Source organism: Psychrobacter cryohalolentis K5, from assembly GCF_000013905.1.
In the GTDB taxonomy this organism is placed as follows: domain Bacteria; phylum Pseudomonadota; class Gammaproteobacteria; order Pseudomonadales; family Moraxellaceae; genus Psychrobacter; species Psychrobacter cryohalolentis.
On sequence record NC_007969.1, the window covers coordinates 1965352 to 1990974 of the forward strand.

Genomic DNA, 25623 nt, shown 5'->3' on the forward strand with positions numbered 1-25623 from the left:
ACAGGCTAATAAGCACTCACAATGGCAAACAAACCTCACTTGGCTGCAGAAGATAGCTTTAAGAAAGATGCGCCATTATCACGGCTACATGTGGCATATAAACACAGCTATGCATCAGATACATTTTTAGATGCTGCTAAGAAGGCGCCGCTGGATATTGATACCAAGTCAGGAATGTTGGCTGTTGAGGCAGCTGTAGCCATTGTAATTAATGGCATTCATTACGCTGTCTTGATGGCAAGTCCTTATCAGCTCGAATACCTTGCCATCGGCTTTTTATATAGTGAAGGATTGATTCAGCATAGTCATGAATTACTAGATTGGGATATTACTCAATTAACAGACGATGAAAGTTATCAAGACTTTACTCCTGATTCTTTCATTCAAAATTCTTCTAATAAAGATTCTCTTAATTCTAATGTGACTGATGAGCTTATAAGCTTGGATCAGCTCTCAGAGCAGCTACAAGACTATGATATATACGTGGTCGAGCTAGTCTTAAACCAGCGCTGTCATCAGCGTATTCAAGCGCAAAAACGCCAACTGGCAGGACGCACAGGATGCGGTATGTGCGGCATAACGGGTTTAACGCAAGCACTACCCGATCTAAGTGAATATCAGATAAACAAGCTATTGCTTAGTAGAGCGATGCCTAGTCTTGACGATTTACTGAGTATACAGGCGCAAATCAATGCAGCCCAGCATACCCATCAGCTCACAGGCGCTGTCCATGCTGCTGCAACCCTATACGAGCAGCAGCTGTACCTATTTGAGGACGTGGGGCGCCATAACGCCCTTGATAAGCTCATAGGATGGCAGTTGCATCATAAGGTAGAGGTTGACTATGTGCTAATGACTTCGCGTTTATCGATTGAGCTGGTACAAAAATCCATTCGTAGTCGTATACCTTGGCTGATTGGTATGTCTGCACCGACCAGTACCGCGGTACGTGTTGCCGAGCGTTATGGCTTAGGCCTAGCAGGATTTTTACGTGATAACCGCGTGACTTACTACGCAGGTTATGCCGACTCTTAAAATACATACACCCTCTTCTACTCTAATGTTTGAACACATTCTTTGTCTAACCACTTCCATCAAACTTTGTTTTTTAATATCTTCCTCATCTGTCGAACAGACTTTTCAATGATCAAATTTATATATCATTATTTATAATAATTAACCATAAAATTTGTGATTGATAGCAGAATAGGTTAGTCTTAAGGCACAAACATGTTACTAATATTTAACATTACTGTAGTTTTAATTATCAATGCTACATATGTCAGGTTAAATGCTTAGACATTTATCACCTGCCATCACGATTACGGATTATGTTTATTAGACCATAGATAAGTAAAGCAATATTCGATCCATGGTTATATATATCTGATACACGCTATCTAAACCTAGCATAAGTCAAGCAGTTGCGACTTACCGCTCATCCGTATTATTGCTATAGATGCTTGTACAAGCATTTATCAGCAGCCAGCTATATCACGTATGCATCATTCGTAGCGTAATGGTTCAGCCATTTACAGACGCATATCGAGCGTTGCCCCTATGATTTTTGACATATCCTTCATAATTTATGATGAAGTCATGCAGAGGCAAAAGCATCCGCTTTCAAATTTTTTTGTGACGGTTCATCTCGTTGCGTGCTACCTATAATTGACCTATAGGCTGAATAGGTCGTTTTTGCATACCTCATAGTCTAGGAGAATACGTTTTAATCTATATTTTACTTATAACAATTGCGAGGTAGGAATTTGAAAACTGAGTCATTGTTCCAATTTTCAGCATTAACCATCATTTTGCTATTACTGGCATTTTATGGTGGTACTTATCTGCTGTCTTTATTAATAAAAAAAGATAAGGAGACGACCTCAGGTTTTATGGTCGCCGGTCACAACGTCGGTTTTGGTATGGGCGCTGCTAGTATGACCGCTACTTGGATCTGGGCAGCGTCATTTTATGCAGCTGCCACATCCGGCTATAAATATGGCGTCTCAGGACCGTTACATTATGGTTTTTGGGGTGCCTTGATGATTTTATTCATCTACCCTTTTGGGATGCGATTTCGTGAACTTGCCCCTAATGGACATACCTTGGGTGAACTTATTCACGCCCGCCACGGCTCATCAAGCCAATTAATTTTAGCCATATCTAACCTTATGGGCAGCTTAATTAGCTTGATGGTCAATTTCACCGCTGCTGGCGCATTGGTATCAGTATTATCACCTTTGTCATTCCAAACAGGGGTGATTATCGCTGGCGTCGGAGTGCTAAGCTATACCTTAACTTCTGGATTTCGTGCTTCAGTGTTCACCGATTTTGCCCAATTGGTCGCGTTAATGGCGATTGGTGTCATCATTATCCCAGCGGTACTGTTTTCCATGGGTGGTCCTTCTGCCATGGTAAGCGGACTTTCAAATCTAACCTTGCAGCAACAAGACTTCTTTTCATCTGAAGCCTTTTTTCAGCAAGGTGCGCCCTATTTTGTCGCAGTATTGGCTTATGCCATCGGCAATCAAACCATTACCCAACGTCTATTTGCCATTGATAAAAGCAAAATTAAAGCAACCTTTATTACTGCTACTGTCGGATATGCCGGTATTGTAATTGGTCTCGGCATGATTGGACTTATGGCATTAACCATAGGTATTGAGCCGCTCAATGGCAATATGAATAATTTGATTCCGCAAATGGTCAGCACGTATCTACATCCGGTATTCATCGCCTTATTCTTTATCTTGGTTATTGGTGCCCTGTCCTCAACGGCTGATTCAGATTTATCAGCACTATCTACCATTATGATGGCTGACATCTATGGCAAGAATATTGCCAAAAAAGGCGGCGTAAACCCAAAAACCATGATGCTTGTCGGTCGGGGAACCATGATTGTCGCTACGGCTGCCGGATTGATTTTTGCCAGCTTTAAGCTTGATATTCTCGTGATGTTAGTCTTTGTCGGTGCGTTATGGGGTGCGATTGTATTTCCAGTGATTGCCAGTGTGTTCTGGAATCGCGTGACAAACACTGCCTTTACCTCAGCCGTCATCGTCGGATTATTGTTATTCTGTATCGCTCGCTTTGAGCTCATACCTATCATTGGTGTTACGGCGCTATTTTTTGAAGTATTGGCAAGCGTTGGTGCTGCTGTGGTGATTGGCCTCATGGTATTTGGCTTTTTAGGTCGAAAAATGGCTGTGGCAGCTGCTGCCCTTACACTGATACTGATGCTGATATTTGCCACTGGTTTCTTACGTCAATATATGGTGCTGCTTGCATCACTGACCGCTTATGGTGCCAGTACAATCGTCTGCGTCATTATCAGCCTTATGAGCAACGAGCATTTTGACTTTGATCTTATTAAACAGCGCGTTGGCGACTATGACAATAAACCCAACATACCGCCGACCACCAACGTTCAAAACTAGATTTATATCTTATCGACGTTTTGATGAATTTTTTAATGGCTTGATGTATTCATCATTCATTTTTAATACCTAAAATAAAGGAGTTAATATGGAAACCACGTTTTTTTATGGGCTTTATATCTTAATCTGGCCAGCAATCACGCTGGGTGTACTGATACTTATTTGTACTGCGACTTATAGAGATGTAAAAAAGGCCGTAAATAACAATAAAAGTATCGTTTAGCGGCTTAATTGAGGCTAGGATTTATCGTGATATGACGCTAAATACGCCTAACCTGATAAATAATCGGTCTTTATATCAAAAAGGGCTTGTAATTTAAATTATATTTGCTAATATAGGCGTCCTTGATTGGCTGGGTGGCAGAGTGGTCATGCAGCGGACTGCAACTCCGTTAACGCCGGTTCGATTCCGACCTCAGCCTCCAATTATTTAGGTTAAAAATTTATTAGGATTTATATTAATTTTAGCTTGCTTTATTAATGTAAATGCTTATAATAGCGACCACTATCTAACAAGTAGAAAGCTTACTTATTAGATAATACAAGTTTTGCCCGGGTGGTGAAATTGGTAGACACAAGGGATTTAAAATCCCTCGCTAGTAATAGCGTGCCGGTTCAAGTCCGGCTCCGGGTACCATTACATAGTCCTATACTAACTTATAGAACAGCTAAAGCCCCTGATATCAGGGGCTTTGTTGTATCTGGCGTTCTATACTGTCCTATGAATCTATCCTAATCCATGCACTTTGAGTATACTGTCAAGTATACCGAGTTTTGAGTCTACTCATGGAGACGTAGGATATGGAAAGAAAAGCGATCAGTTCAGACCGAAGCATTAGCAGTCATAAACCTGAAGATAAGAAGTACTTCGTTGCTGTCAAAAATCATCCCAAACTCTTCTTAATGGTGCGTCCTACTGAAACCAAATCATGGATGTATCGCTATTACCCACCTTCAAACCCCAAACAAAGTATTATCTCCATCGGTATATATCCAAGTATCTCATATGCTCGTGCCTGTGAAGTTTGGCGTGAGTATGAAGATCTTTTAAGCAAAGGCATTGATCCTAAAATCCACCGTGAAGATATAAAGAAAAGTTTTATTAGTAAAACTAAAAACTCTTTTAATCACTTTGCTTGGGAATACTTCGATACTCTTGAACAGAGTCAAAAAGGTAATACGCTCATTCGTAAGAAGGGTCGCTTGGAGCTTATATGCTCCTACATAGGTAATGAGCCAATTAGTGAAATTGGCTCTCCTAGAATGCTTGAAGTGCTTTTAGATATTCAAGCCAAGTCTTTAAATAAAGACGACAAGCCTACTGACAAAGCTGAACGCTGCGCAGGCATCGCTAGTGATGTATTTGTTTATGCTAATGCTCGTGGGTTTTGTAGTAGCAACCCTGCGGCGCTTATTAAAAGCCAATTAGCTAAATCTAGTTACGGTCATCGTCCAGCTGTTACCAAGCCGAAAGACTTAGCCAAGTTACTACGAGCTATTGAAACGATAGAGGGTGATCCAAACACCATTAACTCCCTTAGGCTATTAGCGCTTCTCTTTGTTCGCAATGGTGATTTAAGACGTATGTGCTGGATTGATCTAGACCTAGAGGCTGGCAGGTGGCGGTTAAAGCCATTGAAAGGACAAGGCAAGGTAAATATGGTCAAGGACATGGTTGTTCCCCTACCTCGTCAAGCCGTAGCTATATTGCGTGAGCAACAAAAGATTAATGGGCATACCAAGTATGTCTTTTTTAGCCAGACGGCAAAAAAGCATCAGATCATATCTGACGCTACTGCTAATAAGCGTTTAAAGGATTTAGGCTATAAAGACATACATTGTGCTCATGGCTTTAGAGCGACAGCGAAGACCATCCTACAAGAGCAGTTAAAGTATCCGCTTGTTCTTGTTGAGATGGCTTTAGGTCATACTACTAAAGACCCTAATGGAACTGCTTACGGTCGGTTTGAATACATCGACGATCGTAGCGACATGATGCAGAAATGGGCAGACTATCTAGATGCTTTACGAGAAGGTAGAGATACGGCAAAGTTTAAAGCAGATGCAGAAGATAAAGCTAATCCTACCACCCAGCTGCAAGCATTGATCGCCCAGCTAGGAAAGGATAAGGTTTTAGAGCTATTGTAGAAGAATAAATAGCTCATATTAAACTTTCTTTGAAGCACTCACTTTTAAAAGTATTGAATTATATATCATATACGAAAAGGCTATTTTCTATTTAGAACCACCAGTGACGAATATTTAAGCGATGAATTATGTCAGATCATTATTACGATATAGTCTAGTTACTTTAAAAACGATACAGTACTGCTAGAATGAATTTTTTGAAGCCTCTGGAGCGCACAGCAAACGAGGAAAATTCATACCAGTAGTACGTCGCTACTAACGTATCGATTTTATTTGGTACAGACTATACTATTAATAAACACTTTCGCCCATCTGCTTTTCCAAGCCCTGTCTAATAAGCCCCATTACATAGGGTAAATCAGAAATATCGCTCAGCCCAATCTCAGCATCACCATTACCCCAGCGACCAAGACTGCTAACATCTCTAGCCATTTCTTTAGGATCATTTAGCTCATGAAAACGTAGGTTAATAGATAATCTCAATTTGCTTTTTAGTGGCACTACATCAACAAAATTAGTTTCTGCTTTGAATGCGACATATAGCTTTAAGATATCTTCAGTAACGCTAGGATCAAGAGCCATTACTTCTTTACGAAGCTGCTGAAAGAGATCATACATTGGCGCATCTTCAGCAAGATGAACATGGTCTGCCAGCGTATAGCCTTCATGCTGTAAAGGTATATCAATATAAGCCTGTAATATACTCTCTGGTAAATGAGGTGCCACCCATACTTCAATAGCGCGATTGGCAAGTTTTCTAGCTCTCGCGCTAATTGCGCTTTCATTCCATACGCTACAGCTTCTTAGATCTTCGTTAAGTACAAGTGGACTATTTTTAAAACCACCTGTCATATCACGCTTTTCAATAAATGGGCGGTCACTGTACTCAGAGTTATAACCAGTTAGTGTTAGGTTGCCAAGTGTATGCAAATAGGTTGCATGCACTTGTTGCCAGTCAGCGCCAAGCTCTTCTTGCCACTGCTTCGAAAGCCTTTCATTCTGAGGCATGATATGCTCAATAGTATATTCATCTACTAAAACATGCTCTTTGCGCTCAAAATTCTCGAAACGACGTAACCAGTAAGTGCGGCTACGGAAGTTATATAAGTCACGAATAACGAGTTCACGCTTAAATTCATCGTCATTTGGGAATCTTTTATAAGAACGTAATCCGATCAAGTGAGCTTTGATACTCTCTAAATAACGATCTTTATCAAGCGCTTTATGAAAAGTTGCAAAGGTTTTATTTAATGAATTTGTAGGGATTGCACATACCGCACGACGGAAAACATACGATTCAATCAGGCGTACCGCATTATAGAAGTCATCTTTGCTAAGCTGTTCTAGACTATAGTCATGATAAAGTTCAAGTAAGAAAGGATAAGCAACATCAACTTTGAGCTCACGCAAATCTTTAAATGCCACTGCTAGTTGTTTATCAGTTTCTTTGTCTAGTGCCATTGCACAGAAGTATTTAGCGAAAGAGTGAATGTCGGCAACCAGTTGATCTACATTTGATCCTTTTGCTTCAAGTCTTTGAGCATGCTGTTTAAAGGCCTCATATACACCATCAAGCCTAGGAATATCACCTGTTTTTACCGTCAAATAGTGACGCATAAAGCTATCGAAGTAATCACCATAGCTCTCCTGACCAAACTCGACCTCCATAGGCCGCCAATGGTCATAATAGAGATCAGCTTGATGATCTGGCTCCAACCCCATCAATACAAAGTTGCGAATTAAATCAGCTTGGCTCAGTGCTTTGCCAGTAGAGTTCATGCTCTCAAAAATCAACTGTGGATTATCTTGATCTCGACTCAAAGCAATATCAACAATAATTACCTTTGCTAGACCACGGCAGAGCTGCTCTAAATTGCCATTTAGTTTTGCTATCTGTGTATCAAAGAAATCGAAGTTCTCTTTAATTCGTAAAGAGAACTTCTGTGGCAGTGACTTTTGTGTCACTAGGGATAAGAAACTATCTTTGTCAGTCTGCGTTAAAATCAGTTTATATCCACGCTCACCGTCTTCTAATGGATTTAGCAGATAGTAATTGCGCAGTTTTTTAGCAGAGAATCCCTCAACAGGTTCAGTATCGCCAAGGTGACGAGATAAAGCTTCTAAAAGAAGCATAGCTGTTGTTAATCTTTGCTGACCATCAATTACCAGTAAAGGTGACTGGCTAGAAACCTGATATAAGCCCTTCTCGATATAAACTACAGAGCCAATAAAATGAGCCCCAACAGCATCATTATTGCCTGCGCGCATGATATCATCCCACAATTGACGGCACTGCTGTTCAGTCCACGAGTAGGTGCGCTGATATATAGGAATAATAAATTGTGGTGATTTCTTTAAAAAATCGAGTAGTTTGGCTTCTGTTGCTTTCATAATAGTGATCCTATCCTCAAATCCAACTTATCCATTGTTTTTATAGTTGTCTACTTAGCTATTAAATTATTTCAGTGATTATTTTAAAAATCAAAATCACTACTAAATGAACGTCTTACTGTATATTTAAGCGATTTGTATTCTTTGTAGTGAGAAGTTCCGCCTACTTTTTCTTCTAGCTTTAAAATAACCTCTTGACCGTTAAGCTCATCGATCCTACGTGTGAAAATCAAGTTTACCTGCTGCTCACGCGCGCGTGGGTTTTCTGAGCGTAAATCGAATGTCATCTCATAGCTATCTGAGATCAACTCACCTGATTCAGTGTAGACACCTACTCTCAGTACGCGAGGCTGATTTTTTTCAGTGACAGGGGTACTTTGGTATAAGCTAACGGTAAGCTCCTCTGTAGTAATTAAAGAGTTCGATCCGCGTAAAATATCCACTTCAACTGCTGTAGTATCACTTTGCCTTTTTTTATTAATGCTAACGACGGGCACGACAACTTCCTGTAATGATGCTCCGCCATGTACAAATCGACTTCCCGAGCCACTAAGTCTTAAGCGATTAATCGACTTAGGTATCTGCACTTCAACATCACCAATTAAACCGAGCGCTTCAGAGCTAAACTTATGCAAGCTTGGTGAATCAACTAGCCCCTTACCCAGTATAAATCGACGATCTCGATATAGTATTTCTTTACCTTTGGGCTCTGCGCTCGAAAAGTCGCTCTCTTCTATGGCACGGTTTTGGTATATAAAGCCATGATCAGCCGTTATTAAAATGTTATTAGCATTAGCTGCTGCTAATTTCTTAATGATTTTCATCAAATCGCTAAGCGTCTTTTCTGCCGCTTCAAACGCTTGCCCTTCAGAGTGCATTTTATCGCCAGTATGATCAATCCGATTATGATAAATATAAATGACGTCATTAGCTTTTAACAGCTCTCGACTACCCTCTCTATTGAGCTGCATAAAATTATCGGCAGTGATCGCATCTCCTCGATCTTGCAACGCAGCTTTAAGTATCTTACTTCTGTTAGATGTCCCCTGAGAGCTTTGTCCATTCACAAGCACTGTGCCTGAAGTGTTGTCTGCTATGGATAATGTATCGTTCGGTAGGAGCGCTGCCATACCAAGCTGAGTATAGCTAGGTAGCATAGACAACATAGGCGCTATATCAGCACTGTAGCGATCTTCTTGACGTATTAAGCTGACTAGTTCATCCGCTATCTCATAGCGCATGGCATCTGAGATAATGACGTATATCTTGTTGTTGTTATCTAGAAACGGTTTCACCCAATGACCAAAAAAGTTATCCTGTCTGAGAATTGGCGCAGCATTCCATTGGCTTTCAGATTCTACGAATTCCTGAAAGCGATTACCTAACTTAAGCAAATAGTTATTAGAGTATATATTCTCTATTTTATCGTTGAGGTGGTTGAGAAGTGATACTTCTCCAGACTCAAGTTTGTGGTAGATAAACTTACGATAAAGTTGATCAAGCTTGTACCAAGACTGGGTATAACGCTCTACCCCTTGTACAAGGCTATCCATATCGATTTTGACTTGATTAAAAGTAGCTATAAACTGCGCTGCATTATCAAGGGCTTGATAGGTATGCTCAAACTCAGCGTACCAGTGACTCTGACGACGCTGGCGAATCCAAATAGCCATTTGTTCAGCGGTAAAGTCACTTTGTAAGACTGCATTAGCTAGCGCGCTAATTATCTTGTTATCAATTAAGCGGAAGTAGTCTATATCGATGAGCTGTTTAAAATCTCTACTACTAAGATCATCTCTAATATCAAGATCATCAGAAAATTTATCGGATAACATCTCAAAGCTGTCTTTATATTGTCTACTGTCTTTCCAACGTTTCAGAAATACCAAAGCATCATTGGACAGCTTTACCTGACCATCAGTTGCCATTGCATAGCTAGATTTAAAGAGTTCAATGGCAAAATCATGAATACTAGGCTCAGTAGAGTTATAGCCATAGTAGCGATTCATTTGCTCCCAGAAAAAGCCATCAAGAGCAGATCGACTAATCAGGCTCATTTTTTCACCTTTATCATTGGCCAAGTCCTGCAACAGACTCTCAACGACTGTGTCCATTTTAGGCTCGCTCTTAGCACAAACAGCCAGCATCTTTAGCTGAACCATACCTGAGCTATCACTGGGCTCTATAAGCTTACCTAGAGCATCTTTACGGCTTTTAGCGCGAAAGAACTCTGCATGATCTTTTAAGACCTCTGCAAACTCAATACCTAATGATAGCTCCGAGAGCCAGATAGCAACTTGGTCAGTACGAAATTCCCCGTGAGCCAGCTGTACATCCAATAGCCAATTATCAAATAGCGCAGGCTGAGCACCTGCACGATAAAGCAGAAACTTTTGATTAGGCTGCTCGCGTATTATTTTATATTTAACACTGAACTCATTGTTATCTAGGACGATTTTTTCAATATCTTCTAGTACTAGACTGTCAAAATCATCACGCAGCTCATGCTTGGCATCGTACCAAAAAACAATACGATGTTTTTTAAAGAGCTGCTGTAATGCGTTGATGATGCGATCATTCATTAGCTAAGCCCCGTTACTTTCTTTAATGCTTTACCAAATTTAGGATAGTTTACTTTTACGCCATCATCTAAGTCTATGTCGATCTGTTTGGTCGCTAATGGATAGAGTACATCGCGCTCATACTCTTCCATCTCAGTAATCATTTTGGTAGTAGTTTCTAGCTTCTTTATTGCCTTTGTTTTTTCACTTTGGCTTTGACTACTACTAATTTTGATCGTATCAAGCTGGTCTTTATAAGCATTAAGCTTAGTACGGAACTCACGTAGATAGTCATTGAGCACGATACTTACCGTATCGGGCTGATAGCGATGCATGTAGATAAGCGCACTGAAGTTACCACTGGTAAATAGCCAATATATTGGACGTTTCTTATAACGTTTTACGTGATCGTCATAGAAGTCTTTTAAGAAATAGTCACGAATATCACGTGGCTTGTCATTCTTGCCAAGCGACTGTTCAATGAATTGCATATTGCTCTCATACTGCTCTTCGCCAAAAGCTACCTTAATGAATTTACGGAAGCGCTCAACAATATCGTCGCTGAACCAACCATCGTCTAAGATAGGAATAACGTTGTTTTTATCAGGCATGAAGCTTGGATCAGGTATCTGTTCAAAGTACTGCTCTATTTTGTCACCTTGATTGGCAAGTATCAGCCCAGGCTTGTCTAAGCTATAGCGACCAAACATACAGCCGACTGCATAAGAGATCAGCTCACGCATGGTATCGGCTAGCAATAACGCCTCCAGCTCATCGTCTGTCTTGACGCCACCATAACGATAGTATGGGTTACTGGTCAAAGTCATTTCTTTTAGCGGAACATCTGGCGTAAGCTCATCTTGTAAGCCATAAGCGTCGATAAAAATGCGGTTATTCTCTTCTTCTAAGTGTTGCATGTCATTGGTCATTTGTTGCCAATGAGTGCGTAGTCCTTTATAAGTGTCTGCTAAATTTGACTTGCGATATTTTTCTTCGAGCAGTGTTAATGTAGTAAAGTCCCATGAGGTTTCGTAAGAATCCCAATCAAACTTGCTATATTCAACTAATTTTTTCACTAACTCATTTACTCTTTTACAATTCTCTTCATCCAACTGAATCCAAGGTAAGTTATTTATATTAACTACCTGAAAATTAAGAGTAGGATTAGTTGCTTTAAGAAATTCAAAACAAATTTTAGAACATAAATAACCTGCTGCTAAATAATAGTTATCACCTTCTGGAAAAATGCTTGATCCACCTACATCGAATATAGCCCCACCTAACGAACATCGAACACCAAAACTATTGGAGCTAATGAATGACCATGTTAATGATTTTTTAAAAAAATCTGACTCATTAGTGATTTTCCATCCTAGATTATCCCAGCTAAGCTGCGGATACTTGATAAGTGTTTCTTCTTTAATATCATAACCATCATTTTCCCAAAAAACTAAAAACTCATTGTTACCATACCAGCGACGAAACTCACCACCTTTGTTATAAGGAAACCAGCTTTTTGGTAGTTGAATATCTTGGTCAGAATTAAGATCAGAAAAGCTACATTTGATTAAAGATGTTTCATACCACAGTCGTAACCATTTGGCATTATCGCCAGTACGCATGCCTAGTTTTGCAGGAAAAACATCCTTAATTAATTCACCATTATCATAGCAGTCTATATATGGCTTACTGATCCAGTAAGTTATAGGTCTTCCTGGTATCTTCTTAAAATCGTTGGCTGAAGATTGATATAGGTTATTAAATTTCTTTTCCTCGCTAATTTCAAGTATCATCCTGTTTTTTTGAAATTCAGAATTACCATCAACTAAACGTAAGTAATTTCCCTTATAGTCAAGGTCACTCAATTTTTTCATAATAAAAGCTGTTGTTTGAACTACCTCTCCGCCAATACTATCAAATGCTCTCGAGCCTAAATGAGCCATAGAAGTTATCGTAACTTGATTAAGAAGCTGTTCTCTCAACTCTTTAAATGAAGATAAGAACATCCAACTATGCATAGTTATCATAGCTACTAACCCTTGATTACAAACTAAATCAAGACTTCGCTCAATGAACATAGCAAATAAATCAGACTTGCTATTTGGAAACTCTTTCTTTGCCCATGCCTTTAATCGATTATTCATGCCACTGCCACCCATATAAGGCGGGTTAGCAACAACGACATGATACTGCGGACTTAAATAATCTGCCTGCTTTAACAGCTTAAGCACTTTTTGATGCGTATGACCTAAAAATAACTGCCCTGAGACATCAGTCGCTTCCAACTGCTCTAAAATTTCAGCAACATTTTTTAGCTTTGGTCTGATCAAAGAACCAAAATTATCGACCTCATCAAACTGGCGCAGCGTTTCCTCTAAGTCAGCGGTAAATATATCACGGCCGATAAAGTCCATATACTCATCTAACTCATCGTCATCAAAACTAATGGGCTCAAGCACACAGATATTTGGACGCACATCTGTATTGAAGAATCGACGATGACGATCTCTTGCCTTCATAGTCAATGCAAAAGCAGCCAACTCACCAGCTCGTTCATCAATCTCAATACCGTACAAGTTATGCGTTAAGATAAGCGAAGGTATGTCTGCTGCACCATAGCCTTGCTCTTCATAGATCGCGTATAGCAGATCAAACGCATAAGTCAGCATGTGACCTGAGCCACATGCTGGATCGCAAATTTTAAGATCTTCTGGACGCGCTACCTTGAGATAATCAGAGTCATCATTATCATCAGCAGGCTTTATATAGTATTCCATGCTGTCTGCTAACTTGGACTCTGGATGATTAAGCAACCATAATCGCCCAAGCGAGTTCTCTACCAAATAACGTACGATCCAATGTGGCGTGAATAGCTGAGTAGCCGCTGGAATATTTTCTGGTGTCACTTTCTCATTTTTCTTTAATCTTGCAAATACATCATCTTTTTTATCTGATATGTAAAACTGATACAACCAACCAATGACTTCAACGTCTTTACAAGCGCTTGCTGGCATGGCTTCACGCATATCAGTTAATACTGAGCTACTGGACAGCAAGTCATCAGGCATTAGCAACTCTGTATAGTCGTCGATACGCTGGAATAAGAATGGCATGGACTCATGCCATTGATTACAGTATGCGACCAGTAGCAGACGATAAACTTCTGCTTCAGGATTTTGACTGGGCGCTCTGCCATTTAACAGATTGAGGATTTGCTCACGGACTGGTTCTGATACCACTCGCTCATCAATGTCTCCAGCCTTTGCCAGCGCCAGTACTTCAGGTTGAGTATCATCGGCAGCAGCAGAGACCACGAGGCTGCGGTTATAGCGATTCATATCCATGAAGCGAAGGGCACAGAAACGGTTGAACCAGATGTATGCGATACGCTCGACGATTTCCTGTTCGGACTGCTGCTTGATTAGCTCCTCTAGCTTTTTAACAGCGATAGGATTCTCACGTCTGGCTAAACTTTCTTCTGCGCGTACAAATTTGAGCTTAGTAGCGACTTGCTCAATCAAAGTGACACGTGCCTGTTGAGCAAATTTTTTGAGTTTGGTCGTTTCCATTAGATATAGATCCTTTTACCTTTACGTATTTCGCTGAGCAGTGCCTCACTCATCGCCTCTAGATAACGCTCTACATCGGTCTCGTTCTCTATCCAAGCTCGATCGTAATCCACCCTGATTTTGTTTGAGTTGATATACTCATTTTTAGGCTCACTCACCTGTTTAGGCTCAGATAGCGCAGACACTTGTGATTGGTCTTTATCACTCTTATCACCGTTGTTAGTACTTACCTTTGCAGGCGTTGGTGGTGGCTTGGGCGTTGCCATTACTACCATTTTCTGCAATAAAGTTGCATAGCCCTTGTCTTCAAAGTATCGCAATCTATCATTAATAACGGCAATCAACTTCTCTTCATTCACCTTATCAATCAGTTGTGTATAAGGAGCGTCAAGTTCTGCCTGTCTGATATCTGGAAGTTTTTTATACTCATCCATCTCTTGCATACGCGACTGCATTTGTTTAAGCGCTTCAATCGATTGGCTACGAGCTTCCTGTAGGGCATCATTGACCTTGTCTTTCAAGCTGCCTAATAGCACTTTGACCTGTTGGATCTTACTGCCTTTATATATAGAGGTATCGTTTAGACTGGCCTCAAGCACCCTCACCTGTTCTCTTTCGATATAATCAAAGTTCGCTGATTGATCTTTCAAGAAATTTTGAGTGTTATCATATATTTCTCTTTGAGAACCATTCATAAAATTGTAAATAGGATCTATCAGCTGCTCTTTGATCTTCAGAAGCTCATCTTCAATATCTTCGTTAAGGTCAGTTAAAAACCATGCGTAGGATGATTTTGAAAGCTTTTTGATTTGCTGAATAGCGGGATCTAATGCACTCAAGAAAGGATATCGTGCGGACTGTGCATACCAACCCTCCAAATCTTGTAACATCTCTTTGAATGCATCAATCGTTTCATTGCCTAGTGCTTTTGCCTCATTATTACTAGCAGGCTTAGCAAAAAAGTCTTCATAAAACTCTTTGAGATGACGAACTTGTGACGAAGAAAATTCAACTTGGGGCTCTAATACCAGGTTGCTTTGACGTTGACTATTTACTAAAGCGCGCGCAAGCTCACTGTCCTCTAATATGTTGCCATCCATTCGAACTTCGACTTTGCCATTTACACATAGCTTTGCAAGGGTGCTGAGCACAGCTGCGTATGACCATCCGTATGGTTTTTTTTCAAACTGTTCTAACAACCCTTTTACTGTCGTCCGTATAGCCGCACTAGCATTTCTTTGGATAAAAGATAATACATCACGCTCTGGCTCGGCTAATGTAGATATATCGGCACCCAACATGTCTTGTTGGGTAGAGTCGAGAATCTTGGCAACATCAGCCTCTGTGTAAGATGCATCGCGTAGCATACGTAGATGAGGGTATGATCTAGAAACAAGCTCATTGAAGCCTTTCTCAATACGTAATTGAGCGTCTTCTGAGCTAACATTTAGCTCCGTACCTGCTACGAGTAGTTTTGCCTGACTCATGAGACTTTTTATTCGCTGTAGCAACTCGGCCTGACGCTTAGTATTTTGTTGTCCTTTCTCGCCTAAGATACGTTTTACTGTCTCTTGCTGAGCAATAGAATAATTTTGTCTGACATATTTCTCTGTACGTTTGTACATCGTTATATCACTCATCAAGCGAGAATCGGCTGGCAAGATTACAAATAATTCATCGCTAGAAAAGTTAGATTTATTAGACATCATCTCTTCATTTTCAGCATGCTCATAAAATGGGCTGATGACATTGATACCTATCTCGTATTCACGACCATATAACTTATCATCAAGCTTTCGTGAAAAAGAATAGTCTTGTCCTTGGCTACCTGATGCGCCGCTACTGTAACGAATCTTGCGACTTTTAATCACTTGATCAAAGATTATGCTTTCAAGCTCACTAGCCACATCAGCTGCTTCTACTTCCGTATTTTTTATCTCTTCTTCAATATCTTTTTCTTCGTCCGTCAAATACTCGTACATATCTCCTGTACGTTGTACGTAGGTCTCGTCTTCTAGTAGATTAAGCGCCTCTTCAACACGCTGACGGAGTATAGCTACATCCTCACCAAAGCTACTCAGCATTAAGACACATATATTACGAATTGTTGATTTGAATCCATCAACATATTTCACTAAAAACAAGGCTTTTAATACCTGCACTGCAAATTTGTTATCTAAATGGGTTTCTGCATTGATGACAGCTCGTTGGATGTTGGACTTCAATGCGGTACGAATACCTTCAAACATTAAATCAAAAGTTGCTAGCTGACCTATGTCATGATCACCTACTTTTATTGCTACTTGTTGAAACACACCCAACATCGAACGCTCACCAACTGAGCTATGCTTACCCTCAAAAGCATTATGTAAGGATAGATCAGCAATTGCAGACTGAAACAAGCTGAACTGGTAAGGGATGAATGGATAGCTGTTTATAAAGTGTTCTTTGTCTTTAAAATTTCTATATGTCTGTGATCCATCAGCAAAATCAAACAGCGTTTTGAAATTGTTTGACTGATTATCATATATGCCTGATAACAACTGAGCGCCTTCATCAGTCTTAACGAGAAGTCGCTTTTGAATAACCTCTGCTACGTTGGCACTGGTTAGCTTCATCCGGTTAGCAAAGCGAGCTTGAATTTTTGAAAAGTCATTACTTTGTTGCTTGCCCATCTCACCAACAACAGTTCCCATATCTTCTTGAGCGGTCACAATAATCCAAGAACGCCCACGAGATTTGGTCGCTAAGCTCTCAGCGATCGTCTGAAGGTTGGTCATAAGCTTAACGTTTTCAGCTATATATTGCCCCACCTCATCAACAAAGAAGTTTAGACGAAACTCAGTGTAGCCATGTTCTTTAATCTGACGCTCAATATAGTCATCAACTTGAGAAGCAAAATCTTCAATCGATACATGATACTGACTACGGTATTTATCTAAAATACCAATAGCTAGTGCCTGATCTTCTCCAGTAACCTGACTATAAGCTTGAGCAATATTCTTTGCTTCAAGTATTGCCTGCTCACGTCCTTTTTCCCAAGGCTTATTAGCGATGGATTCATACGCCTCTTTGAAGCTACCATAAAGTTTTCGACTATCGAGATCACGTTCAAACTGAGCAATATGACCTTGCTTACCGTAGTAGCCACACATTTCATCGAAGACTTTAACAAATACTGCCAATAAAGCATCAACCTGTGTCTTACTAATGACGTCTGCTTTTTGATCAATATTAAACAAAATGCTTTTAGAGGGAATCGCAACCGCGTTTTTGATACCAGAGCTCAATACATCATTGTCACCACATTTAGGTAAGAATAACTCCAGTGCTGATGTGCTATCTATTTGACGATTCTCAAGTAATAGCGCCAACATTTTTAATAAGTGAGATTTTCCCGAACCAAAAAATCCAGAAAGCCAGACACCATTAGCAACCTGATAGTCATTGTAAGCATCGAAAAATGATATTAGACGATTTTCTACTTCATCTGTTAATACATACTCTTCTAACTCTAGGCGTAGGCTGGCTTCATCATCAGCTTTAATTACACCTTCAATTGGACGATTTACTGGTTTTTGAAATATTGTTTTAAGGGCAGTCATATCTGTCTCATTATGCTTCACAGTGATAAATATTAAATGCTCGATAGTATTTGTCATCATGCAGTCTGCCAAATAAATCAAGCGATGCGCCAGACTCTAAAGAATGAGTGTAGGCTCCTGGAAAAAAGATAACGGTTGGTTTTTCTTTGGCTGTACTTTGTAAGTTATTCAAAACGTTATGCGAACGTATATACGGGAAAACCTCACCAACACCTGATAGAAAAAGAACATCGTATTCTGTACTACTTAGCTTGCTGGCAATCGCTGGTGCCAAATGAGACTCAGGATCTAAGACTCCTTGAAGCAACTCTTTCAGCTGTTCTTTGTCAATCTGCTGTTCCACTTCTAGTATCTGATCAAAAATCTCGCGCTCTTTAAGTAGCTCTATAGACAGATCATACAAATTTATAGCCAAGATATTGATACCATTTTTCTGTAACTGCTTAGTTAATTGGTCTTCAAGACGTAGCATCTCGTTTGATTCTTCAGGCCTAAAAGGACAAATGAAAAATGGAACCTCATTCCCTAGACCTTGCATCTTAAGGAAATGCTCACTTGAAATGACAGAAAAAAGATGGTCATAACTTTTTTTATCACATGCTTGTACGTTGCTCATAGTCATGACAGCACTCCCTTATATTGCATTTTCAGAAATCGTGAAGTATTTGATATCTCTACTACCATTACGCTTTATCGTTTCTATTAGCCTTGAGCTCAACATAGTGGCTTGAATATTATTTTTTCTGTCTAAGAAATTGGCATCTCGAAGCATTTTAAATAACACCTGTCTAAGCTTTTTTCTCGTACTTATACTTAAACTATCAAGCTCACTATGCCAGTCACACTTTCTATTCAGAAACGTATCAAAATCTGAGTGTTGAAGATCTGGTTTGAAAGTGATAAAACGCTCTCGTAGCACTTCAGTAGCAAAATCAGCAATGAAGTGATAATAACGACAAATTGCAATCCACAGTATATAGGCTTGTTCTTGGCGCTCAGACTCTATAAGTAACGTAAGCTCATCAATATTAAGTGTTCTCAAGCGAGCTATAATTTCATGGCTCAGCCTTTTAAGTGTACTTAATGCTCTAGATTGAAGTAAATTCTCAGCAATCACTTTATCTTTCACTAAATCCCAGTCGCCTAATTCAAGATATAACTTGGCTATCGTTACTGACTCTGGCTGTAGCAGCGCACCAGCTGTAAATGACATATTGTATTTTTGGCTATTCATCTATTTTTAACCTGCTTAAAAAAACGCTTAACCTGCATTTAGAGGTTGAACGTTTTTGATAATGCTTATTGTTTATTGCTATAAAGTAACGCAGGCCAGTATTGTACATGGTTCTGTATATTGCTTAAACATTATGTATATAATTGAGGTATGCTGAAGAAACTGTAGAGCTAAACTTAGTAAACTAAGAACTCGACAAAGAGTTTACCATCACAAAGAAAATTAGAACTTATAGTACAGAATTTAAAGCAGAAGCCGTTAAGAAGATAGTGGACAATAACGGTAATATTTCAGCGACTTCAGAACAGCTAAGCACAGCCATGTAAACGTTATCCAACTGGCATAACCAAGCCAATCAAGACAAGCTTGTCGGTACGGAACAATATGATCCGCTTATGGCGGCTCTTCTGTTATCTGTTTAATAAGCGTACTGATCACAGCTAGGTTGATCGCCATTATCACAAGCTTTACTATACCAATCTCTTGACTGCTTTTTATCTTGAAGAACACCTCTGCCCTCAAAGTACATTAAACCAAGACTATTTTGAGCTAAGGCATATCCTTGATTGGCCGCCTTCAAATACCATTTGGCTGCTTTTACGTTATCCTTACTAACGCCAGCACCTTTTTCGTACATATCACCGATATTATTTTGAGCCCCAGCATCTCCTTGATAGGCAGCTTTTAAATACCAATCCATTGCCTGATCATAATCCTTTTTAATGCCTCTACCGTTATGATACATCCATCCAAGATTGTACTGCGCATCACCATACCCTTGATCAGCAGCTTTCCTGTACCATTCAACTGCTTTAACAGAGTCTTGACTAACGCCGTCAGCGTGCTCGTACATCCACCCAATATTAAATTGAGCCGATGCATTGCCTTGTTCTGCTGCCTTCTGATACCACTCAAATGCTTTAGCAGTGTCTTGAGCAATACCACTACCTTCGTCGTACATCACACCAAGGTTGAATTGAGCTGATGCCCTCCCTTGATTAGCTTGTACACTCGTCGTAGTAAAGTCTGCTGCAACAACAGGTACTTCAAGCCCTACTAACAAGCCTAAAACTATTAACCTGTAAAGAAACATCTGCCTTAGCGTTTGTAGATTCATATTTATTCCTTTTCAACTATCCAATATCTGGTCTGCTAAATAATCTGGCACACCTAAGAAGTATCCCTTCATCGTCATCCGATCAAAGCTATAAATATGAGCGTGAGGCGCTTCTTTACAGCGCCCTACCAACGGCGGCATTTGATCTGGCTTACCGTTAGCAAGCTCTATCAATCCTGAGCAAATTGGACAAGTTGCAGTAAACTCTGTGACTCTCGCTACATTCAGCCTATCTTTATCCCAATACATCTCAATATCCGCATTAACGACATTAATATTTGCAAAGAACATAGGCGCTTTAATAACACGGTAATAAGGCAGTCTATATAACGGCACAAAGAAATATCGCCAATTAAGGTAAGCCAAAGGAATGAATGCCACAAAAATTATGGCTTGCCAAAGCTTAAAATTTGGCAAATCGCTTAGTAATAAGATAACGAGTAACGAAAATATAGCAATAAGGATATCTACTAAAAAACTCAGCATCAGCAGAATCATTAGCAAAACGCCTCGAAAGCTTAAGATCTTTAGCTCACCCTTTTTGAAGAAAAGACGAGTGAATAAAGATGGCTTAATCTCAGAAGTCGCTTTGCGCTCATAAGTAATACTACTTAAATCCTCATCATCCTCATCATCCTTATCAGACTCAAAGACAGCAGATCCAGCTATCTGCTCTTCATCTACTTCCTCATTTTCAATAGCTTTAATGCTCATCCATACTAGGGTTCTGTTCTTAGCACCACCCTCTGACACAGATGAGATCACTTCTGGCAAATAACCTATATCATTAAACGCCTGTTCACAGTCTGGTTGTGACTCAATAAACCTTATTAACTCTACATTTAATCTATCCGTTTTTATTTTGTTTTTAGCAATTTCACTGCTCACAGTATTTTCATTTACGCCTCTAGCTTTGGCGTAAATAACTTGCCTCGATAACTTCTCAGGCTCAAAATCTTCGTCCGAATATTTCAGTTTGTTGAGCTGTGCGTCAACTATTATTCTTAGACAATGATCATAAAAAGTATTTCTTGGGAAATTAAGTAATTGTTTCTTGAGCTCTTCAAAGACATCTAAGTGTATGTTTTTCATAGGTAAGTACCGATTAAGACCCTATTATACCCCCAATAGCAGTCTGTTTTAGAGGCAGAATTCTTCTCATAATTACCTCACTCTTAACCAACTAACAAGAGGATGGTAACTATGTCAATGTCAATCGCTGTTAATGAGCAAAAGCAAATCGTCAATGTTAAGCAAGTCGAGCGAGGGCTGGCTTGTATGTGTTTTTGCTTTGAATGTGGTGAGCCTGTAGTGGCTCGTAAGGGTGACAAGAATGAGCATCATTTTGCGCATCTTAACAATAAAGAAAGCTGCACTATTCACCCTGAAAGCATCCTACACAAGTTTGCTAAGCAAGTCATTATGCAAGAGAGGTATTTAACGCTACCATCCCTACCTGATGATGAAAATAGCGAGGATAAAACTTGGGAGTTTGACCACCTAATCGAAGAGCAAGCTGTTAGCTGTATTCGACCGGATATAGTCGCAACGGTAGACGGGGAAATGATGTTTATTGAAGTTGCTGTGACTTCTTTCATCGATACTGATAAATCAGATTTTATTAAGCAATTGGGTATCAAGACCGTTGAAATCGATTTGAGGGAAATCATCGCACAAGGTATTGAGTTGCCGAGTGAGGAAGCAAAGGTTCATATTTTAGACTGTGCCAGTAATAAACGGTGGATATTCCCAGCACCGAAATCTTTAACAATACCAGTAGCCCCTACACCATTACCTGAGCCTCTCTATAATTGCCAGAGCAGCACTGATGAGAATAGCAATGGAAGCTTTGACAAAGGCTATACGATCTATCGCTTTACCATCAATCATGCTTGGGTCGACGTCAGAGTCTTTAATTCAGGCATGGTATCTATTAAGTGTGTGACCTACAACCATGATGTTATTGAAATACTAAAGCAATGGCGTAACGAAGGCGGTGGTCAGTACAATCAAAAATATAAGTCATGGAATTACTTCAAACCATTTTCAGACACCGTCTTTCAGCGACTGCAAGAAATGGACATGACCCCTACTGCTTAAATATGATTCTATTTGATAATACGGAGAATAAAACTATGACACTCACTACTATGCTACTAATTACAATACTGCTGATATTAGCCATGCTTGTATGGGCTATACAACGGATACAATTACAAAATAAGGCTTTGCTACAAAGTGAACGAGATGTTGCGCAAATTAGGAACGATATGCTCGAAAGAGAAGCAGGCTTTCAACAGCAATTAGCAAAAGACATTAAAGAGGCTCAAAAGCGTTCCAACAATATGCAGCGCAATGTGCTAAAAGGTCAAATTGGCGAACAGTTCACGCCCTTTATTACTGACTTTCCTTACAACCCTTCAGACTGCCGATTCATGGGTGAACCGATTGACTACGTCATCTTCCAAAACTTGCATGAATGCGCCGATGGCAACGTGCCTATCGAGGACGTGCATCTCATTATTGCAGAAGTTAAAACAGGGAATGCTAGGCTAAACCAACGGCAGAAGATTATTAAACAAGTAATCGAAAATGGGCAGGTTAGCTTTAAAGAGCTTAGGATAAAACACTGTGAAGATACGGAAGATATGCGTGTGAATGTTAGTGCCTAGTTCAGTCTTTCTATTCACTCCAACCTTTATATATACAGTCTCTATAATCTTCTTAAAACATATTTACTGGAAAAATAAAGACCATTCATTAATCTCTAGGGAGACACTTAAGTAATTGTTTTATATAGATATTTAATGATAAAAATTCCATTAATAGTCTTTTTTAATGAAAAGACTATTTTTGCAACAGCATTAATCCTAAATAAAACACGATACATTCTTAGTCAAAATGTATTAATCATAGAAGCATGACAGTTGCAAGTATATGACATTCATTACCAGCAAATTCAATTTCATATAAAGGGGATTTTCATCAATGATATATATAGGGGCTATTTAAATAGTACAAACAATCGTATAAAGTTATCCAAGGTAGAAGCTGAAAATTTATCATACTTCAATAAAATTAAACGACCAGCGCTAGATCTTATATCAAATCAAATACATGTTGAGTTGTTGGAAAAACCAGCACGTGAACAGTTATCTATCTCAAAGTCAGCTTAGTGACCTAATACTAAGGATTTCTATCTAACTCCGAGCATTCTACTATTAACTTGTCAGATTCTTATCTACAAGTTAATACATCTGAAACACCCTACAAAAACTCTTTCCAAGATTATATTGAGCTATTGCAAGTATTATAACAAAGTGAACCTTAATACACTCAATAATACTACATGTACATTAATATGATATATTATCATGGAAACCACAATATTTTGTTAAAAGTGACTTAATATGATTACTTATATTCGCTTTAATAATTTTTACTCTTACTCAGAGTCTACTGAGGTGTCATTCTCTTTGGGTAAGCAACCTACTAAGACTGACTATGATTTTTATGTTGATACCACGCAAGACCAGTATCGACTAAATAAAGTCACAGCTGTTCTTGGCGCGAATGGCTCCGGTAAAACGCAGCTATTAAAAGCCATTGCTTTTCTTCGTTGGTTTATGTGTGAATCTACTAGCAGCCTTGACTCAGAGCAACCTATTTCTTTTAGCCAATTTGCGCTAAGTAATGATGAATTTTCTGAATTTGAATTTGGTTTTTTACTTAAAAATGCTGATGGCATTTATGATGAGTATCGCTATGAGCTAACGTTGACACAGCATAGCGTGGTTAAAGAGGCATTATACAAAAAGACCAGTAGCCAATTTAGCTATGTATTTATACGTCATCATGACGGTGACAAGCTTAGCTATAAGCATCGTAACTTTGTCATTCCCTCTTTAGCTGATGATGTGAAAAAAAACGCCTCACTTATCAGCTATGCCAATTTGCTCGATGAGCCATTGGCAGAAGCCATTTTTGATATGTTCAATCACTATAAAACTAATGTAGTCTCAATGGGTAGGCTTGGTAGCCTTAGCCAATCTATACCTGAAATGACAGAATTATTTGCTAGAGATGATGGTTTAAAACAAACCGCTGAAAAGCTACTTTGTCAGTTCGATACGGGCATCGATGAGATTAATATAAAAAGCGTGATGATGGTAAACGAGGGTAAACAGCAAGAAGTACTGCTACCTTTTGGTGTTCATAAAGTGGGTGATGAATCATTTGAGCTTATGATTTATGAAGAGTCTAATGGTACACAATCAGCCTATAGCTTGCTTGGGCTCATATTGCCAGTGCTTAAGAATGGTGGTGTGGCCATTATTGATGAGCTTGATAATGACTTACACCCCCTACTGTTACCTGCCATTTTTGATTTGTTTCGCTCATCGCATCATAATCCTCATAATGCTCAGCTTATTTTTAGTTGCCATACCCCTGAGGTGTTCAACTTATTAAACAAGCATCAAATTTATTTGGTCGAAAAATACGAGCAAGCTTCAGAATCTTGGCGGCTTGATGAGATGGAAGGGATTCGTAATGATGATAACCTTTATGCAAAATATATGGCTGGCGCATTTGACGCGATACCAAATCTATAAGGGGTTAGATTATGGCAAAGCGCAAACCTACTAGATCCGTCAACAAAACCACCCTACTCGTGATGGGTGAAGGTGAGCATGACAAGGCATTTTTAAGTCACATGAAAGGTATCTATCATGAAAGGCGCTCTGGCAGTAAAATTACGCTTGATTTTTCGAGTGGTGGCTCTCCACACGATATCATCAAGGACACAGTTAAAAAGAGTCGTCACGTTGATTATGACCAGAAGTTTATTCTGATGGATAGTGATGTTCCTGTTGAGCAACAAGATATTAAAGTAGCTAAAGATTCAGGTATCACCATGTTATACTCAACACCACTATGCCTAGAAGGCATGTTGCTTAGCATACTGAAACAGAATATTCCTCATACCGCGCAAAAGTGTAAGAGTCTGTTGCATCCACAATTATCCGATAATCCAGCGTTACCGAAAAGCTATGATCCCTTATTCGCTAAGCCAGTGCTTGATGGGACCAATCATGCCACAGTCGTAACGTTACGCTCATTATTAGGCATTAAACAAAAAAAATAACCGTCTCACTTTTAAGTAAGACGGTTCACTTAATAACTAAGCTGATCTTGCTTCAATTTTTTCATTAATCCACTCTGCAATCTCACTTGCTACCCAAGCTACCCTCACTTGTGTCAGTTGCACCTTTTTAGGGAACGTTGGATCATATTGAGCAGAATTTACATCGGCCATTGCATAGATAGTCGAGCGGCTGATACCTGTATATTCTTTAACGGCTTTGAGGCTAAGTAGCTGAGGAATATGGTTGCATTGCTCAATAAATGGTTGTGCTATATTTAAGTTTTCCATGATTATCTCCTTGTGAGTGAATGAGAGCGTCTGTTCTCATACAGTTACGGAGTCCCATATTTATTTACGGCGTCCTATGCTGTCCTAACGCTTCCCTTATTTAAAGCAATAAAAAAAAGAGCTGGAT

General features: G+C 39.4%; 17 protein-coding genes, 2 tRNA genes and 1 pseudogene. 11 read left to right on the forward strand and 9 right to left on the reverse strand.

The genetic code is table 11. The features are described 5' to 3' along the window. The first annotated feature begins 21 nt into the window (after positions 1 to 21). The 6 genes from PCRYO_RS08165 (at position 22) to PCRYO_RS08185 (ending at position 5585) form a co-directional block, all read left to right on the forward strand. A complete protein-coding gene (locus PCRYO_RS08165) occupies positions 22 to 1035 on the forward strand; it encodes a formate dehydrogenase accessory sulfurtransferase FdhD (RefSeq protein WP_011513929.1) in 1014 nt (337 codons plus the stop codon). Between the two features lie 746 nt (positions 1036 to 1781). Beyond that, complete coding sequence (locus PCRYO_RS08170; protein WP_198010351.1) at positions 1782 to 3437, forward strand: sodium:solute symporter family protein; 1656 nt, start codon at positions 1782 to 1784, stop codon at positions 3435 to 3437. An 88-nt stretch (positions 3438 to 3525) separates the two neighbouring features. Next, positions 3526 to 3660, forward strand: coding sequence for a putative transporter small subunit (locus PCRYO_RS13505; RefSeq protein WP_020443739.1), 135 nt, complete (start codon positions 3526 to 3528; stop codon positions 3658 to 3660). A 128-nt stretch (positions 3661 to 3788) separates the two neighbouring features. Then, positions 3789 to 3862: transfer RNA gene (locus PCRYO_RS08175), tRNA-Cys, on the forward strand. A gap of 125 nt (positions 3863 to 3987) precedes the next feature. Beyond that, positions 3988 to 4074: transfer RNA gene (locus PCRYO_RS08180), tRNA-Leu, on the forward strand. A gap of 164 nt (positions 4075 to 4238) precedes the next feature. Continuing rightward, positions 4239 to 5585, forward strand: a complete 1347-nt coding sequence (locus PCRYO_RS08185; RefSeq protein WP_011513931.1) for a tyrosine-type recombinase/integrase — start codon at positions 4239 to 4241, stop codon at positions 5583 to 5585. A 291-nt stretch (positions 5586 to 5876) separates the two neighbouring features. Here PCRYO_RS08185 and PCRYO_RS08190 read toward each other — a convergent pair whose 3' ends face one another. The 6 genes from PCRYO_RS08190 to PCRYO_RS08215 all read right to left on the reverse strand — a co-directional run bounded on the left by PCRYO_RS08190 (position 5877) and on the right by PCRYO_RS08215 (position 18945). Further along, positions 5877 to 7976 (reverse strand): DUF262 and DUF1524 domain-containing protein, encoded by a 2100-nt coding sequence (locus tag PCRYO_RS08190; RefSeq protein ID WP_011513932.1) that lies wholly within the window; start codon positions 7974 to 7976, stop codon positions 5877 to 5879. A gap of 83 nt (positions 7977 to 8059) precedes the next feature. Beyond that, positions 8060 to 10558: a BREX-1 system phosphatase PglZ type A gene (gene pglZ / locus PCRYO_RS08195; protein WP_011513933.1), complete on the reverse strand. Its 2499-nt coding sequence runs from the start codon at positions 10556 to 10558 to the stop codon at positions 8060 to 8062. Next, entirely contained in the window at positions 10558 to 14106 is a 3549-nt protein-coding gene (gene pglX / locus PCRYO_RS08200) for a BREX-1 system adenine-specific DNA-methyltransferase PglX (RefSeq protein ID WP_011513934.1), read from the reverse strand. The genes pglZ and pglX overlap by 1 nt, the downstream gene beginning before the upstream one ends. Beyond that, positions 14106 to 17771, reverse strand: a complete 3666-nt coding sequence (gene brxC / locus PCRYO_RS08205; protein WP_226939352.1) for a BREX system P-loop protein BrxC — start codon at positions 17769 to 17771, stop codon at positions 14106 to 14108. Before brxC ends, pglX begins: the two co-directional genes overlap by 1 nt. Beyond that, positions 17722 to 18333, reverse strand: a complete 612-nt coding sequence (locus PCRYO_RS08210) for a DUF1788 domain-containing protein (protein WP_011513936.1) — start codon at positions 18331 to 18333, stop codon at positions 17722 to 17724. Before PCRYO_RS08210 ends, brxC begins: the two co-directional genes overlap by 50 nt. Before the next feature lie 12 nt (positions 18334 to 18345). Continuing rightward, positions 18346 to 18945: a DUF1819 family protein gene (locus PCRYO_RS08215; RefSeq protein WP_011513937.1), complete on the reverse strand. Its 600-nt coding sequence runs from the start codon at positions 18943 to 18945 to the stop codon at positions 18346 to 18348. A 209-nt stretch (positions 18946 to 19154) separates the two neighbouring features. On the opposite strand from PCRYO_RS08215, the pseudogene PCRYO_RS13240 reads away from it, so the two are divergent. Next, positions 19155 to 19355 (forward strand): annotated as a pseudogene (locus PCRYO_RS13240) (transposase); the annotation flags it as partial. 8 nt (positions 19356 to 19363) lie between these two features. On the opposite strand, the gene PCRYO_RS08220 reads toward PCRYO_RS13240, so the two are convergent. Together PCRYO_RS08220 and PCRYO_RS08225 are read right to left on the reverse strand one after the other, a co-directional pair. Beyond that, complete coding sequence (locus tag PCRYO_RS08220) at positions 19364 to 20062, reverse strand: tetratricopeptide repeat protein (protein ID WP_011513938.1); 699 nt, start codon at positions 20060 to 20062, stop codon at positions 19364 to 19366. Between the two features lie 12 nt (positions 20063 to 20074). Continuing rightward, a complete protein-coding gene (locus PCRYO_RS08225) occupies positions 20075 to 21154 on the reverse strand; it encodes a hypothetical protein (protein WP_011513939.1) in 1080 nt (359 codons plus the stop codon). Positions 21155 to 21265: 111 nt separating this feature from the next. On the opposite strand from PCRYO_RS08225, the gene PCRYO_RS08230 reads away from it, so the two are divergent. The 4 genes from PCRYO_RS08230 to PCRYO_RS08245 all read left to right on the forward strand — a co-directional run bounded on the left by PCRYO_RS08230 (position 21266) and on the right by PCRYO_RS08245 (position 25208). Next, positions 21266 to 22162 (forward strand): competence protein CoiA family protein, encoded by an 897-nt coding sequence (locus PCRYO_RS08230; protein ID WP_011513940.1) that lies wholly within the window; start codon positions 21266 to 21268, stop codon positions 22160 to 22162. 83 nt (positions 22163 to 22245) lie between these two features. Beyond that, on the forward strand, positions 22246 to 22734 hold the full coding sequence (locus PCRYO_RS08235) for a Holliday junction resolvase-like protein (protein WP_226939366.1): 489 nt from the start codon (positions 22246 to 22248) through the stop codon (positions 22732 to 22734). A 738-nt stretch (positions 22735 to 23472) separates the two neighbouring features. Continuing rightward, a complete protein-coding gene (locus tag PCRYO_RS08240) occupies positions 23473 to 24675 on the forward strand; it encodes an AAA family ATPase (protein ID WP_011513942.1) in 1203 nt (400 codons plus the stop codon). 11 nt (positions 24676 to 24686) lie between these two features. Continuing rightward, positions 24687 to 25208 (forward strand): hypothetical protein, encoded by a 522-nt coding sequence (locus PCRYO_RS08245; RefSeq protein ID WP_011513943.1) that lies wholly within the window; start codon positions 24687 to 24689, stop codon positions 25206 to 25208. Between the two features lie 36 nt (positions 25209 to 25244). Here PCRYO_RS08245 and PCRYO_RS08250 read toward each other — a convergent pair whose 3' ends face one another. Beyond that, the gene (locus PCRYO_RS08250) at positions 25245 to 25496 is read right to left on the reverse strand and encodes a helix-turn-helix transcriptional regulator (RefSeq protein ID WP_011513944.1); all 252 of its coding nucleotides are present in this window, start codon (positions 25494 to 25496) and stop codon (positions 25245 to 25247) included. Between the last annotated feature and the right edge of the window lie 127 nt (positions 25497 to 25623).